Raw genomic sequence first — 14,923 nt, forward strand, 5'->3', positions numbered from 1 at the left:
TGTGACATCCCCAGCAAGGAGAGCACGCTGAGCGCCGCGACCACACTCCAGCTACCGATCCCCGCGCGGGTCGTCGTCCTAGTCTCCGGTTCCGGCACCCTGGCCCAGGCCCTGCTGGACGCCGCCGCCGACCCCGACTACCCCGCGCGGGTGGTGGCCGTCGGCGCGGACCGGTCGGGGATCGAGGGCCTGGCCCGTGCCGAGCGGGCCGGCGTGCCCGTTTTCAGCGTCCGGCTGCGCGACCACGTCGACCGGTCCGCGTGGGACGCGGCGCTGGCCGACGCGGTGGCCGCGCACGAACCCGACCTCGTGGTGACCGCCGGTTTCATGAAGATCCTCGGCTCCGCCTTCCTGGCCCGCTTCAGCGGGCGGATGGTCAACACCCACCCCGCGCTGCTGCCCGCCTTCCCCGGCGCGCACGGGGTGCGGGACGCCGTGGACTACGGCGTCAAGGTCACCGGTGCCACCGTGCACCTGGTCGACGGCGGCGTGGACACCGGGCCGATCCTGGCCCAGGAGGCCGTGGTCGTCGAGGACGGCGACGACGTCGACCGCCTGCACGAGCGCATCAAGGTGGTGGAGCGGCGGCTGCTGGTGGACGTCGTCGCCCGCCTGGCCCGCGAGGGCTGCACCGTGAACGGACGAAAGGTGAGCATCCCGTGACCACTCCTGCCGAGAGGCGACCGGTTCGCCGGGCCCTGATCGGGGTTTCCGACAAGTCGGGGCTGCTGGAACTGGCCACCGGCCTGCACGCGGCCGGAGTCGAGGTCGTGTCCACCGGCGGCACCGCGAAGACGCTGGCCGACGCCGGCGTGCCGGTGACCCGGGTGGAGGACGTGACCGGGTTCCCGGAGGTGCTCGACGGGCGGGTCAAGACGCTGCACCCGCGCGTGCACGCGGGGCTGCTCGCGGACCCGCGCCGGCCCGAGCACGTGGCGAAGCTGCGGGAGCTGGAGATCGCGCCGTTCGACCTGCTGGTGGTGAACCTGTACCCGTTCGAGCGGACGGTCGCCTCCGGCGCCTCGCCCGAGGAGTGCGTGGAGCAGATCGACATCGGCGGCCCGGCGATGGTGCGTGCCGCCGCGAAGAACCACGCCGGCGTGGCCGTGGTGGTGGACCCGGCGCGGTACGGCTGGGTGCTGGAGCAGGTGGCCGCGGGCGGTTTCACGCTCGGCGACCGGCAGGCGCTCGCCGCGGCGGCGTACCGGCACACCGCGTCCTACGACGTGGCCGTGGCGTCCTGGATGGGCGGCGTGCTCAGCCCCGACGACGACGGTTCCGGTTTCCCCGGCTGGATCGGCGCGACGTGGCAGCGCGGGCAGGTGCTGCGGTACGGCGAGAACCCGCACCAGCAGGCCGCGCTGTACACGCGGGGCGACGGCGCCACCGGCCTCGCGACCGCGCGGAAGCTGCACGGCAAGGAGATGTCGTACAACAACTACGTCGACGCCGACGCCGCGTGGCGCGCGGCGTGGGACCACGAGCTGCCGTGCGTCGCGATCATCAAGCACGCCAACCCGTGCGGCATCGCGGTGTCCTCTGTGGACGGTCCGGGTGCGATCGCGGACGCGCACCGCAAGGCGCACGCGTGCGACCCGGTGTCCGCGTTCGGTGGTGTGATCGCGGCCAACCGCGAGGTGACCGTCGAGCTGGCCGAGCAGGTCGCCGAGATCTTCACCGAGGTGATCATCGCGCCGTCGTACGCCGATGGCGCGGTGGACGTGTTGGCGCGCAAGAAGAACGTCCGCATCCTGGTGGCCGACGAGCCGGTCCGGGGAGGTGTCGAGACGCGGGCCGTGTCCGGTGGGCTGCTGGTGCAGACCGTCGACACCGTTGAAGCCGAGGGCGACGACCCGGCGAACTGGACGCTGGCGTGCGGCGAGCCGCTGGACGCGGAGGGCTTGGCGGACCTGGCGTTCGTGTGGCGGGCGTGTCGGGCGGTGAAGTCGAACGCGATCCTGCTGGCGTCCGGCGGTGCGACCGTCGGTGCGGGCATGGGTCAGGTGAACCGGGTCGACGCGGCGCGGCTGGCCGTGGCGCGGGCCGGTGACCGGGCACGCGGGTCGGTGGCGGCGTCCGACGCGTTCTTCCCGTTCCCGGACGGGTTGGAGGTGCTGCTGGAGGCCGGTGTGCGTGCCGTCGTCCAGCCCGGCGGCTCGGTGCGGGACGCGGAGGTCATCGCGGCGGCCGAGGCGGCGGGCGCGACCGTGTACCTGACCGGCACCCGGCACTTCGCGCACTGAGCGCGTTCCGCGGTGGGGCTGCGCGGGCAGCCCCACCGCGGCCCGATCACCGCCCGGTCAGCTCCTCGGCGGTCTTGCGTGCCACGTCCTCCGCGTCCGCGACCGGGAACTCCGAGTCGCTGAAGAACCCCTTGTCCCGCCCCAGGTAGCGGATGTTGTAGACCACGGTGCCCTTGCGCACCAACAGGTTCACCTCGGTGAGGTCGCCCTTGGCCGAGGGTGCGATGAACAACGCCTCGTCGCCGAGCCCCTGGACGGGCTTCGCCTGCTGCCCGGACGCGTAGCTGGTGAACCCGCTGTAGTTGCTCTTGGCCTGCTCCAGGTTCCGGTCCGGTTTGTCGGAGAACTTGGAGTAGTCGTAGACCAGGAACCCGAGGGTGCGCGGGTTGCGACCGTCCTTGCCCTTGGTCTGCTCCCACGCGCAGTGGGTTTGCTTGAGGCCCTTCTCACCGTCGTGCGGCGCCTGGACCAGGCGGAAGCTGCTCACGTGGGCCTGGGACAGCAGTTCCGCGCTCAGTTGGCACTGCGCGATCGGCTGCTCACCCGGCCCGCCGCCCGGTTCGCGGCTGTAGTCGAGGTAGAGCTTGCCGAACACACCGGCGGCGATCAGCACGACGGCCCCCACCGCCAAGCCGACGACCAGCCCGGTGCGCTTCTTCCTGGGCGGAGGCGTCCCGTACCCAGCCGCCGGCCCATACCCGGTCGCCGGCCCATGTCCGGCCGCCGGCCCGTACCCACTTGCCTGCCCGTATCCAGTTGCCGGTCCGTGTCCGGTTGCCTGCCCATGTCCCGGTGGCGGCCCGTATCCGGCTGTCGGTCCATGTCCAGCTACGGGCTCGTGTCCTGGTGGTGGCCCGTACCCGGCTGCCGGTCCGTGTCCGGTTGCCTGCCCATGTCCCGGTGGCGGCCCATACCCGGCTGCCTGCCCGTATCCGGCTGTCGGTCCATGTCCAGCTACGGGCTCGTGTCCCGGTGGCGGCCCGTGCTCACCTGTCGGCCCGTGTCCGGGCGGTGGCCCGTATCCGGTCTGTGGTTGCTCGTACCCGGTCTGCTGGGGTCCGTATCCGGCTTGCTGAGGCGGGTACCCGGTCGGCTGGGGCGGGTACCCGGGCTGGTGAGGCGGTTGCCCAGGTTGTTGGGACGGGTGCTGAGGACCGTTCACGTTCCCCCCTGAGGTGCGGAAAGCTGCGCCGAGCAGTCTGCCGGCGATCCCACCCACAAGTGGTACCTCTCGCCATTGACACCAGGACCACCGAAGACGATAAGATCGACCCCGTCGTTCGAACGTGTGTTCGACAAAAATCAGGTCGCCGGCTTCCCACGGCGGTCCGCGCACAGGGGTGCGCGCGGATTCGTGGGAGGAGGGTTGGTGTCCAGGTCGGCAACGGCGTCGTTGGCCGCGCTCGGGGTAGGCGCGATCGACGAGTCGACCACGGCACCGGCTCGGGTCCTGCCGGTTCGCGGGGAACTGGCGGACGTCCTCCCGTGGGGCGGCCTGCGGCGGGGCAGCACGGTGTCGGTGCGCGGGTCGACATCGTTGCTGCTCACGCTGATGGCCGAGGCGACAGCGGAAGGGTGCTGGGCGGCCGTGGCCGGCCTGCCGCGGTGCGGTGCGCTCGCGGCGGCCGAGTTGGGGGTGGCCGTCCACCGCCTCGCCCTGGTGCCCAGCCCGGGGCGGGACCGGGCCGAGGTGGAACGCACCGTGGCCGCCCTGCTGGACGGCTTCGACCTGGTGTCGGTGGCCACCCCGGTGTCCCCGGCGACGGCCCGCAAACTCTCCGCCCGAGCCCGCAACCGCAAGGCGGTCCTGCTGCCGTTCGGCGCGGCGTGGCCAGGTGCGGACGTGGAGCTGAACGCCACCTTCGGCCCGTGGGAGGGCCTGGGCAAGGGCCACGGCACCCTGACCACGCGCCCGGCGACCGTCCACGCGACAGGCCGAGGAGCCGCCTCCCGAGCCAGGACGACAAACCTGTCCCTACCAGGCACTCCCCGCCCCGCGGTCCGGCCGGTGCTACGAGCGGTAGCCGGATGACCCCCACCCTCCCCGGCGGCTCGGCCCCACACCCGGCCCACGCCCTTCCCGGTCCCCGGTCCCTTCTCCGGCCCAGTCGCACCCTTCCCCTCCGGCCCTGGTTCACACCTCGGTCCCGCCTTACGCTCCGACACCGGTCGCCCCAGCTCAAGCCTCATCCACGGCTGCCCTGGTCCGAGTCGGCACACCGACCTCCCTCCGCCACACCCCACCGCACGCCGCCCGACCGCAGCCATCCGCCGCGAACAACAGGAGGTGAGCCGATGTCCTGGTTCCCGCACACCAAGCTCCGCGCCCCCCACTCCGCCGCGCGCTCCGCCGCGCCCCTCGCCACACGCTCCGCCGTGCACCTCGACGCACGCTCCGCCTCGCACTCCGCTGCGCATCGCGCCCCGTGTGCCGCTCCGCGCTCCGGTCCGCACCCCACCTCGCACCCCACCCCGCACTCCACCCCGCACTCCGACCCGGGTGCCGATCCGCACCCTGTTCCGCACTCCAGCGCACATCCCGCCCAACACCCGGCTCCGCCCCCAGGTCCGCCCCCGGGCCCGCGTGCCCCGTCCGACCCGGACTCCGCCCCACACCCAGTCCCACACTTCGGACCACACCTGGCCCCATGGCGTCCGGGTGGCCTGACACGGGGGACGTGGTGACCGACCCGTACACGCTCGCCGTCTGGTGCCCGGACTGGCCGGTGGTGGCCGCCGCGGCCGAGGCGGCACTGCTGCCGCACCTCCCCGCCGCCGTCGTGCGGGGCAACGAGGTGGTGGCCTGCTCCGCCGTCGCCCGCGCCGAGGGCGTCCGCCGCGGACAGCGGAAGCGGGCCGCGCAGGGGGTTTGTCCCGAGCTGGTGGTGTTCGAGCACGACGACGTGCGTGACGCGCGGCTGTTCGAGCCGGTCGCCGCGGCCGTGGAGGAGTTGGCGCCGGGCATCGAGGTGGTGCGACCCGGGTTGGTGACGGTGGCGGCCAAGGGGCCGGCCGGGTACTACGGCTCGGCGGAGGCCGCGGCGGAGCGGGTGGTCGACCACGTGGCGGACCGGGCCGGGGTCGAGGCGCAGGTGGGGTTCGCGGACGGGCTGTTCGCCGCGACCATCGCGGCGCGGCGCGGCGCGGTGGTGCCGCCCGGCCGGACCCGCGAGTTCCTGGCGCCGCTGGACATCCGCGAACTCGACCCGCCCGATGAGCGCCGCGCCGACCGCACGGAGCTGGTCGACCTGCTGCGCCGGCTCGGGCTGCGGACGCTCGGCGCGTTCGCGGCCATCCCGGAACGGGACGTCGCCGGCCGCTTCGGCAAACCCGCGGTCCTCGCGCACCGGCTCGCCTCGGGCGTCGTGACCCGACCCAGGGCACGCCGCCGCCCGCCGCCGGAGCTGTCCGTCGCCGAACACCTCGACCCGCCGGTGGACCGGGTCGACGCCGCCGCGTTCGCCGCGAAGGCACTCGCCGAACGACTGCACCGCGGCCTCGCCGACCGGGGCCTGGCGTGCACGCGCCTGGGCATCCGGGCCACCACCGAGCACGGCGGGCAACTGCGCCGGGTCTGGCGGTGCGCGGACCCGTTGACACCGCAGGGCATCGCGGACCGGGTGCGCTGGCAGCTCGACGGCTGGCTCACCCGCGAACGCCTCACCGCGGGCGTCGAGCTGCTGGAACTGGACCCGGAGGAGGTCGTCGACGCCGACGCCCTCCAGCTCGGCCTGTGGCCGGGCGCGGGCCAGGACCAGGGTGAGGCCGCGGAACGCGCGGCCCGCGCGATGGTCCACGTTCAGGGCCTGCTCGGACCGGACGCGGTGGTCACCCCCGTGCCGCAGGGCGGGCGTGGTCCGGTGGAGCGGATCCGGCTGGTGCCGTGGGGCGACGACCGCACGCCCGCGACCGACCCCGACCAGCCGTGGCCGGGCCGGCTGCCCGCACCATCACCCGCCACGGTCTTCGCGCCACCCGAACCGGTGGTGCTGCTGGACGAGACGGGCGGCGACGTGGTGGTCACGGGCTACGCCGAACTGGTGGCCCGACCGCACCGCATCGTGCACGGCGGACAGACGAGGAAGGTCGTGGCGTGGGCCGGGCCGTGGCCCGTGGACGAACGCTGGTGGGACGGTGAACACGCGCTGCGCGCCGCCCGCCTCCAAGTGCTCGGCACGACCCCGGACGGCGCGGAACTGGGTTACCTGCTGATCCGCGCGAACGGTGAGTGGGCGGTGGAAGGGGTGTACGACTGATGTCCGGTGACTTCTCCGAAGACCAGGGCTCGCGGACCGGCTTCGACAAGACGGCCCGGAACGGACCCGCCGGCCCGGCGGATCACGAAGGTCTCACCCGCCTGGCGGGCCAGGTCGGACCCGTCGGCCCGGCGGATCACGAAGGTCCCACCCGCCTGGCGGGCCAGGTCGGACCCGTCGGCCCGGCGGATCACGAAGGTCCCACCCGTCCGGCGGGTCAGGCCGGATCCGTCGGCCCGGCGAACCACGAAGATCCCACCCGCTCGGCGGGTCAGGCCGGATCCGTCGGCCCGGCGGATCACGAAGATCCCACCCGCCCGGCGGGTCAGGCCGGATCCGTCGGCCCGGCGAACCACGAAGATCCCACCCGCTCGGCGGGCCAGGCCGGATCCGTCGGCCCGGCGGATCACGAAGATCCCACCCGCCCGGCCGGACCCGGCGGCCCGGCAGGCGGCGAGACCGTTCGCGGGGCGAGCCGGGGCGGGCGCGCCCGGCCGGTGGGGGACACCCGCCCGGCGAGTCGGGGCGAACCGCCGCGGGACACCAACCCGGCAAGCCGGGGAGAACCCGCCCAGGTAGGTCGGGGAGAACACCCCAAGGAACCCGCCCGCGCGGCGGACGAGGCGTTCTGGCCCGCTCGACGCGGCGCGCTCACCTGCCCGGTGAACTGGGGCGAACCCCCGCTGGTCCCGCTACCGCGCCGAGCACCGGACGAGTTGTTCTGACATGGGCTGGGACAACCCACCGGTCCGCTGGTCCGACCTGGAACGCGCCCTGTCCGGCGAACCCCCGGAGCCGAGCGGGGACAGCCCCGCCCGGACCCGCCACCGGCACGTCAAGGTCGACGAGCTGGGGACGACCCGGTCCCGCGTGCCGTACGTGGAGCTGCACTGCCACTCCAACTTCAGCTTCCTGGACGGCGCGTGCCACCCCGAGGAGCTGGTGGAGGCGGCGCAGCAGCTGGGACTGGACGGCATCGCGCTCACCGACCACGACGGCATGTACGGCGTGGTGCGGTTCGCCGAGGCGGCGAAGGAACTGGGCGTGCGGACCGTCTTCGGCGCGGAGCTGAGCCTCGGGCTGTCGGCGCCGCAGGGCGGCCGACCCGACCCGGAGGGCGAGCACCTGCTGCTGCTCGCCACCGGCTCCGCCGGCTACCACGCCCTGTGCCGCACCATCACCACCGGCCAGCTCGCGGACGGCGCGGAGAAGGGCCGCCCGGTGTACTCGCCGGACGAGGTCGTGGCGGACACCCGCGACGAGTGCGTCGTGCTCACCGGCTGCCGCAAGGGCGCGGTCCGGCGGGCGCTGGCCACCGAGGGCCCGGAGGCGGCTTTCACGCGGCTGCGCGAGCTGGTCGACCGGTTCGGCGCGGACCGGGTGTTCGTGGAGCTGACCGACCACGGCTACCCCGAGGACGACCGCCGCAACGACCTGCTCTGGGGCATGGCGCACGACCTGGGCCTGCCGACGGTGGCGACGAACGCGGTCCACTACGCGGTGCCCGCGCGCGGCCGGTTGGCGGCGGCGATGGCGGCGGTGCGCGCCCGGCGCGGCCTGGACGAGATGGCGGGGTGGCTGCCACCGGGCCGCACGGCGTGCCTGCGCTCGGGCGAGGAGATGGCACGCCGGTTCGCGCGGTTCCCCGGCGCGGTGCACCGGGCGGCCGTGCTGGGGTTGCAGTGCCAGTTCGACCTGCGGCTGATCGCGCCCGAGCTGCCGCCGTTCGACGTGCCGCCGGGCGAGGACGAGAACAGCCACCTGCGTGCGCTCACCCTGGCCGGCGCGGCCCGCCGCTACGGCCCGCCGGAGGCGAACCCCAAGGCGTACCGGCAGGTCGAGCACGAGCTGCGGGTCATCGCGGAACTCGGCTTCCCCGGCTACTTCCTGGTGGTGCACGACATCGTCCGGTTCTGCCGCGAGCACGACATCCTGTGCCAGGGCCGCGGCTCGGCCGCGAACTCGGCGGTCTGCTTCGCGCTCGGCATCACGAACGTGGACGCCGTCCGGTTCGACCTGCTCTTCGAGCGCTTCCTCGCCCCGGCGCGGGACGGGCCGCCGGACATCGACCTGGACATCGAGTCGGACCGCCGCGAGGAGGTCATCCAGTACGTCTACCGCAGGTACGGCAGGCGGCACGCGGCGCAGGTCGCGAACGTCATCGGCTACCGCGCCCGCTCGGCGATCCGGGACGTGGCACGCGCGCTCGGCCACTCGCCCGGTCAGCAGGACGCGTGGAGCAAGCAGATCGAGCGCTGGGGCCCGCTGCGGTCCACCGCGGCCGGCGGCGACATCCCGCGGCCGGTGCTGGAGCTGGCCGCCGAGCTGGAGAACTCGCCACGCCACCTGGGCATCCACTCCGGCGGCATGGTGATCTGCGACCGGCCGGTGAGCGAGGTGTGCCCGGTGGAGCGCGGCCGGATGGCGGGCCGCACGGTGCTCCAGTGGGACAAGGACGACTGCGCGGCGATCGGCCTGGTGAAGTTCGACCTGCTGGGCCTCGGCATGTTGTCGGCGTTGCACTACGCGATGGACCTGGTGCGCGAGCACGAGGGCGTCGAGGTCGACCTGGGCGCGCTGGACCTGGCCGACCCGGGCGTCTACGAGATGCTCCAGCGGGCCGACTCGGTGGGCGTGTTCCAGGTGGAGAGCCGCGCGCAGATGGCGACCCTGCCCCGGCTCAAGCCGCGGAACTTCTACGACCTGGTGGTGGAGGTCGCCCTGATCCGGCCCGGCCCGATCCAGGGCGGCTCGGTGCACCCGTACATCCGCCGCCGCAACGGGCAGGAGGTGTGGGAGCACGACCACCCGCTGCTGGCGAACGCGCTGGGCAAGACGCTCGGCGTGCCGCTGTTCCAGGAGCAGCTGATGCAGATCGCCGTGGACGTGGCCGACTTCAGCCCGGCGGAGGCGGACGAGTTGCGCCGGGCCATGGGCGCCAAGCGGTCGACGCACCGCGTGGAGCGGCTGCGCGAGCGGTTCCACCGGGGCGCGCGGGCGAACGGGCTGGACGAGGAGCTGACCGAGCGGATCTACGCGAAACTGCGGGCGTTCGCCAACTTCGGCTTCCCGGAGAGCCACGCGTTGAGCTTCGCGCACCTGGTGTTCGTCAGCGCCTGGTTCAAGCTCTACCACCCGGCGGCGTTCTGCGCGGCCCTGCTGCGGGCGCAGCCGATGGGGTTCTACTCGCCGCAGTCGCTGGTCGCGGACGCCCGGCGGCACGGCGTGCGGGTGCTCGGCCCGGACGTGAACGCGAGCCTGCCGTACGCGACGCTGGAGGAGGTGGACGGCGAGCAGGCGGTCCGCATCGGGCTGGCCGGGGTGCGCACGGTGGGGCAGTCGCCGGCGGAGGCGGTGGTGGCGGCACGCGCGGACGGCCCGTTCCGGGACATGGCGGACTTCGGTGCGCGGGTGCGGCTGACCACGGCCCAGGCGGAGGCGTTGGCCACGGCGGGCGCGTTCGGCTGCTTCGGCGTGGACCGCCGGTCGGCGCTGTGGGCGGCGGGCGCCGCCGCGAAGATCCGCCCGGACCGCCTGCCGGGCACGGTGGTCGGTGTCGACGCGCCGGTGCTGCCGGGCATGGACGACGTGGAGCTGGCGGTCGCCGACGTGTGGGCGCTGGGCCTGTCGCCGGACAGCTTCCCCACTCAGTTCGTGCGTGCGCACCTGGCCCGGCTGGGCGCGTTGACCACCGCCGAGCTGGCGCACGCGCCGGACCGGTCACGCGTCCTGGTGGGTGGCGCGGTGACCCACCGGCAGCGCCCGGCGACGGCGGGCGGCGTCACGTTCCTGAACATCGAGGACGAGACGGGCATGGTGAACGTCGTGTGCACGGAGGGCCTGTGGGCGAGGTACCGCCGAGTGGCCCGCTCCAGCCCGGCCCTGCTCGTGCGGGGTGTGCTGGAACGGGCCGAGGGTGTGGTGAACCTGCGCGCGGACCGGCTGCAAGCGCTGGACCTGCGCATCCCGTCCCGCTCCCGCGACTTCCACTAGCCGGCCCCGCCAGGGCGTGCCACGTGTCTTCCCCGCGTCGGCGGGGGTGGTCCCGGGACGCCGACGACTTCCACCGCCCCTAACGGCTGAACGGGCCGCCCACGATGGTCATCGCGACGACGATCAACGCGAAACCCAACCCCGAGTAGAGCAACGCGTCTACGCTCCGCCCGCGGATCGCGATCAGGCCCGCCTGCTCGTCCGTCACCAGCACCCGCAGCAACGCCGCGAGCAGCAGCGCCACGCCGATCAGCACCACGCCCTGCCGCCAGTGGTACTGCACGATGCGCACGACACCCAGCACGACCACGCCGAGCACCAGCGCGAACGGCAGGTGCTGACCCGCCGCCGACCGCCAGCGCTGCTCCGGCATCAGCTCCACCGATTCCGCCCGCTAGTCCGCGAGGCCGCGCTCGGCGGCCTCGACCGTGTTGGTCAGCAGCATCGCGATCGTCATGGGCCCCGCGCCACCCGGGATGGGCGCGAGGTACCCGGCGACCTCGGCGACGTCCGGGTGCACGTCGCCGACCAGGCCCGCCTCCGTGCGGGTGATGCCGACGTCGACCACGGCCGCGCCCGGCTTCACCATGTCCGCCGTGATCAGGCCGGGGCTGCCCGCGCCCGCGACCACGACGTCCGCCCGCCGCACCTCGGCCGCCAGGTCCTTGGTGCCGGTGTGGCACAACGTCACCGTGGCGTTCTCGCTGCGCCGGGTCAGCAGCAGGCCGATCGGGCGGCCCACCGTGACGCCGCGCCCGACGACGGTGACGTTCGCGCCCGCGATCGGCACGTCGTACCGGCGCAGCAGCTCCACCACGCCACGCGGCGTCGCGGGCAGCGGCGCCTCGTCGCCGAGCACCAGCTTGCCGAGGTTCACCGGGTGCAGGCCGTCGCCGTCCTTGCGCGGGTCGATGCGCTCCAGGATCGCGTTGGCGTTCAAGTGCTTGGGCAACGGGAGCTGCACGATGTAAGCCGTGCACGCGGGGTCGGCGTTCAGCTCGTCGATGACGGCCTCCAGCTCCTCCTGCGTCGTGTCGGCGGGCAGGTCGCGGCGGATCGACGTGATGCCGACCTTCGCGCACGCGGCGTGCTTGCCCTTGACGTAGGAGTGGGACCCCGGGTCGTCGCCCACCAGGACGGTGGCCAGCCCCGGCGTCACCCCCCGCTCGACCAGCGCCGCGACTCGCGCGCGGAGGTCTTCGAAGATCGCGTCCCGGGTGGCCCTGCCGTTGAGGATCGTCGCCGTCACGCGCCCCATCTTCGCATCACCGCGCATCGCGGGCCGGGCGGCCCGCACCCGCCGGCAACGCGGCGACGGCGACCGCGAGCAACGTCAGGCCGGTGCCCAGCACGGTCGTCGCGGACACCGCGCCACCCGTCGCCGGCACCACCAGGTCCGCCGCCAGCGCGCCCACCAGCTGCCCCGCGACCTGGCCCAGCCCGACCAGCAGCACGCCGCTCCAGCGCACCGCGAGCACGGCCGTGCCGATCGCCACGATCCCCAACGCCCCGCCGACGTACAGCCACGGCTCGCTCGGCACGACGACGGGCAGGCCGCGCACCGCCACGTCCACCACGCACACCACGGCCAACACCACCGAGCCGGTGCCGAAGTTGACCAGCGTGGTGACCCGCGTGCTGCCCGCCGCCTCCCGCACCAGGCCGTTCACCGCCTGCTGCCAGCCCATCCCGATCCCGGCCAGCGCGGGCAGCACCGCGGGCCACAGCGACGCGGGCGTGCCGAACTCGTCCGCCACCGCGACCACCACCGCGCCGACCGCCAGCCCGGCGCCCGCGACGCGCGGCCACGTCAGCGGCTGCACGCCCGCCGGACCCACGCCCACGCGGTCCACCACCAGGCTGCTCACCACCTGCGCCGCCACCACGGCCACGGTGAACGTCGCCACGCCGAGCACGGCCACCGTCAAACCCTGCGCGGACACGAAGAACGCGCCGCACGCGCCACCGACGCACTGCCACCAGCGGATGTCGCCACGCCGCAACGCATCCCGCAACCGCACGAGCCCCGCCCGGCCGACCCGGGTCGTCGGCACCGCCGCGGCCAGCAGCACCAGCCCCACGCCGAACGACACCATCGCCGCCAGGAACCCGTCGCGGAGCACGTGCCCCAGCTCGCCGTTGATCCGCCCCTGCACGGCGATGCACACCCCGCCGACGAACGCGGCCAGCACCCCGATCCCACGCATCTGCACGGCCCATCTTGGCCGGCGCCCGCCCACGACCCGCCGGCACCCCGACCTCACGCACCCGTGCCCACCTCGGCCGGCACCCGCACGCGGCTCGCCAGCAGCACCCCGAGCAACGCCAGCGCGGCACTCGCCCCGGCCGCCGCCGCCGGACCCACCCCGTCCAGCAGCCACCCGGTGAGCGGCAGCACCAGCGCGGAACCCGCCGTCGTGAACGCGGCCATCCACCCGAACGCCTCCGCCTTCCGGCCGTCCGGCGCGAGGTCGCTGACCCGGGCGTTGTTGGCGGCGATGGCGGGCGCGATGGCCGTGCCGCCGACGGCCAGCACCGCGGCCACCAACCACACCGGCGACGACGGCAGGACCGGCGGCAGCACCGGGACCAACGCGACCACGCCCAGCGCCAGCACCGCCATCCGCCGCGTGAACCGGACCTCGCCGGTCCAGCCGCCCGCCACCAGCCCGCCCACCGTGGAACCGACGCCCCAGGCGACCGTCAGGACCGCCGCCACCGCCGGGGTGCCCAGGTCGCGGGCCCAGGCGACGACCAGCATGTCGATCGCCACCAGCGACGCGACGATGCACGACGACACCAGCAACGCGAGCAGCATCGGCGGGTGGGCGACCAGCGCCCGGCCCCGGTGCCCGTCCGCGCGGCCCACCGGGTCGTCCACCCCGGCCCGCCGCACCGCGGCCCGGAAACCCAGCGCGCCCAGCACCGCCACCGCACCGCACAGCCACAACGCGATCCGCGCGTCCAGCAACGCCACGGCCATCGCGGTCAGCGCGGGCCCCACCACGTAGATCAGCTCCTGCATGGACGCCTCGACGGTGAACACGGCCTGCCGCGCCGGACCGGTCGCCAGCCGGGGGAAGCTCGCCCGGCCCACCTGCGTGACCGGCGGCATCGACATGCCCGCCAGCACGGCCACCACCGCAGACAGCGGCCACCACGCGGGCGGCAGCACCGCGGGCAGCAGCCCGGCCACCGCGATCGCCACCGCGTAGCCCGCCGCCGTCACCAGCAGCAGCCGCCCGGCGGGGCTGCGGTCCGCGGCCCGGCCCCGCAGCGGGCTCGCCACGCCCAGCCCCAGGGAGAACGCGCCACCCACCACCCCCGCCGCCGCGTACGAGCCGGTCCACCCGGCGATCAGGAACGACGTGGCCAGCGGCGTGCCCGGGAAGTGGAGGCGGCCGATCAACGACCAGAGCAGGAGGCCCGGCAGACCCGGGATCGTCGCGAGTTCGCGGTACGGGCGCAGCACCCGTCCACTCTGCACCCGATCACCGCCGAACCCGTTGCCGTTTTTCGGGGAACCCCGGGGCGTCGCCGAACGTCAGCACACTGCGGAGGCACGAGCGAGGGGACAGCGGTGACCGATCCCACCGGCCCGGACAGGGCCGAGCTGGAGGCGCGCAACGCGGCGGCGCGCGAGCGGGTCGACACCCTCCTGGCCGAGCTGCGGACCAGGACCGCGGAGCTGCGGGACGTGCGGGAACGCGTGCGGTCGATCACCGCGACCGCCGTGTCCGAGGACGGCGCGGTGCGGGCCGCGGTGGACTCCACCGGTGCGCTCACGTCGCTGGAGTTCTCCGCCAACGCCTTCGAGCGCACCACGCCCGCCAAGCTCGCGCGGCTCGCGACGGAGACCGTGCTCCGCGCCGTCGCGCAGGCCCGCGACGAGCTGAGCGACGTGATCACCCCCTCCCAGCGGGGCGCGAGCGTCGACCTGGCGGAGTTCCTGCCCGGCGTGCCGACGCTGGCCGACCTCGTCCCCGAGCCGCCCGCCGTGCCGGGCCCACCGGCGACCGCGCCCCGGCGCCCGGCCGCCCGCCCACCCGACGACGAGGACGACGCCGGCGTCCTGGACCGGAGCGACTGGTGACCGGCGGTTTCCAGGTGGACGTGCCCGGCCTGCGCCGGGGCGGCGCCCGGTTCAGCGGTGCGGGTGACGCGCTCGACGGCGTGCTCCGGCAGCTCGACAGCGCGCTGCGGGCCGAGGGCCGGTGCTGGGGCGACGACGAGTCGGGTCAGGCGTTCGCCGGCGGCTACGTGCCCGCCTCCACCGCCACGCTCGACGCGTTCCGGCGGCTGGCCGGCGCGTTGCAGGACATCAGGACCGGCGTCGACCGGTCGGCGGACACCTACGAAGGGGTCGACCGCGACAACGCGACCGGGCTCTCCCGGACCCGCTGACCCGGACACGAGCGAGGGGGTGCCGCG

12 protein-coding genes are annotated in these 14,923 nt (G+C 74.6%); 7 read left to right on the forward strand and 5 right to left on the reverse strand.

Annotated elements, in window-relative coordinates; all coding sequences use genetic code 11:
• Positions 1–27: 27 nt before the first annotated feature.
• Together purN and purH are read left to right on the forward strand one after the other, a co-directional pair.
• Complete coding sequence (gene purN, locus KZQ38_RS02775; protein WP_219439296.1) at positions 28–663, forward strand: phosphoribosylglycinamide formyltransferase; 636 nt, start codon at positions 28–30, stop codon at positions 661–663.
• A complete protein-coding gene (gene purH, locus KZQ38_RS02780) occupies positions 660–2,243 on the forward strand; it encodes a bifunctional phosphoribosylaminoimidazolecarboxamide formyltransferase/IMP cyclohydrolase (RefSeq protein WP_219438026.1) in 1,584 nt (527 codons plus the stop codon). Before purN ends, purH begins: the two co-directional genes overlap by 4 nt.
• A gap of 46 nt (positions 2,244–2,289) precedes the next feature.
• Here purH and KZQ38_RS02785 read toward each other — a convergent pair whose 3' ends face one another.
• The gene (locus KZQ38_RS02785) at positions 2,290–2,874 is read right to left on the reverse strand and encodes a hypothetical protein (RefSeq protein WP_219438028.1); all 585 of its coding nucleotides are present in this window, start codon (positions 2,872–2,874) and stop codon (positions 2,290–2,292) included.
• A 738-nt stretch (positions 2,875–3,612) separates the two neighbouring features.
• Here KZQ38_RS02785 and imuA' point away from each other — a divergent pair.
• The 3 genes from imuA' (at position 3,613) to KZQ38_RS02800 (ending at position 10,492) form a co-directional block, all read left to right on the forward strand.
• On the forward strand, positions 3,613–4,275 hold the full coding sequence (imuA', locus tag KZQ38_RS02790; RefSeq protein WP_219438030.1) for a DnaE2-dependent mutagenesis accessory factor ImuA': 663 nt from the start codon (positions 3,613–3,615) through the stop codon (positions 4,273–4,275).
• Positions 4,276–4,891: 616 nt separating this feature from the next.
• The gene (locus KZQ38_RS02795) at positions 4,892–6,499 is read left to right on the forward strand and encodes a DNA polymerase Y family protein (protein WP_219438032.1); all 1,608 of its coding nucleotides are present in this window, start codon (positions 4,892–4,894) and stop codon (positions 6,497–6,499) included.
• 726 nt (positions 6,500–7,225) lie between these two features.
• Positions 7,226–10,492 carry an error-prone DNA polymerase gene (locus KZQ38_RS02800; protein ID WP_219438034.1) on the forward strand — a complete coding sequence of 1,089 codons (3,267 nt, stop codon included), beginning with the start codon at positions 7,226–7,228 and terminating at the stop codon, positions 10,490–10,492.
• A 79-nt stretch (positions 10,493–10,571) separates the two neighbouring features.
• Here KZQ38_RS02800 and KZQ38_RS02805 read toward each other — a convergent pair whose 3' ends face one another.
• The 4 genes from KZQ38_RS02805 to KZQ38_RS02820 are packed head-to-tail and all read right to left on the reverse strand — an operon-like array spanning position 10,572 to position 13,979.
• Complete coding sequence (locus tag KZQ38_RS02805) at positions 10,572–10,865, reverse strand: DUF3017 domain-containing protein (protein WP_219438036.1); 294 nt, start codon at positions 10,863–10,865, stop codon at positions 10,572–10,574.
• Between the two features lie 21 nt (positions 10,866–10,886).
• Complete coding sequence (locus KZQ38_RS02810; protein WP_219438038.1) at positions 10,887–11,741, reverse strand: bifunctional methylenetetrahydrofolate dehydrogenase/methenyltetrahydrofolate cyclohydrolase; 855 nt, start codon at positions 11,739–11,741, stop codon at positions 10,887–10,889.
• A gap of 16 nt (positions 11,742–11,757) precedes the next feature.
• A complete protein-coding gene (locus KZQ38_RS02815; RefSeq protein WP_219438040.1) occupies positions 11,758–12,699 on the reverse strand; it encodes a DMT family transporter in 942 nt (313 codons plus the stop codon).
• 53 nt (positions 12,700–12,752) lie between these two features.
• Positions 12,753–13,979 (reverse strand): MFS transporter, encoded by a 1,227-nt coding sequence (locus KZQ38_RS02820; RefSeq protein ID WP_308258208.1) that lies wholly within the window; start codon positions 13,977–13,979, stop codon positions 12,753–12,755.
• A 93-nt stretch (positions 13,980–14,072) separates the two neighbouring features.
• On the opposite strand from KZQ38_RS02820, the gene KZQ38_RS02825 reads away from it, so the two are divergent.
• Positions 14,073–14,585, forward strand: coding sequence for a YbaB/EbfC family nucleoid-associated protein (locus KZQ38_RS02825; protein ID WP_219438042.1), 513 nt, complete (start codon positions 14,073–14,075; stop codon positions 14,583–14,585).
• Positions 14,582–14,896 (forward strand): WXG100 family type VII secretion target, encoded by a 315-nt coding sequence (locus KZQ38_RS02830; RefSeq protein WP_219438044.1) that lies wholly within the window; start codon positions 14,582–14,584, stop codon positions 14,894–14,896. The genes KZQ38_RS02825 and KZQ38_RS02830 overlap by 4 nt, the downstream gene beginning before the upstream one ends.
• Positions 14,897–14,923: the final 27 nt, after the last annotated feature.

The sequence above is a fragment of the Saccharothrix obliqua genome (genome assembly GCF_019375475.1).
Taxonomy (GTDB): domain Bacteria; phylum Actinomycetota; class Actinomycetes; order Mycobacteriales; family Pseudonocardiaceae; genus Actinosynnema; species Actinosynnema obliqua.

Excerpts from the sequence above, each read along its gene's own strand:
- KZQ38_RS02795 (WP_219438032.1), top strand. The coding sequence starts at position 4,892 with ATGGCGTCCGGGTGGCCTGACACGGGGGACGTGGTGACCGACCCGTAC.
- KZQ38_RS02800 (WP_219438034.1), top strand. The coding sequence starts at position 7,226 with ATGGGCTGGGACAACCCACCGGTCCGCTGGTCCGACCTGGAACGCGCC.
- KZQ38_RS02805 (WP_219438036.1), bottom strand. The coding sequence starts at position 10,865 with ATGCCGGAGCAGCGCTGGCGGTCGGCGGCGGGTCAGCACCTGCCGTTC.
- KZQ38_RS02815 (WP_219438040.1), bottom strand. The coding sequence starts at position 12,699 with ATGCGTGGGATCGGGGTGCTGGCCGCGTTCGTCGGCGGGGTGTGCATC.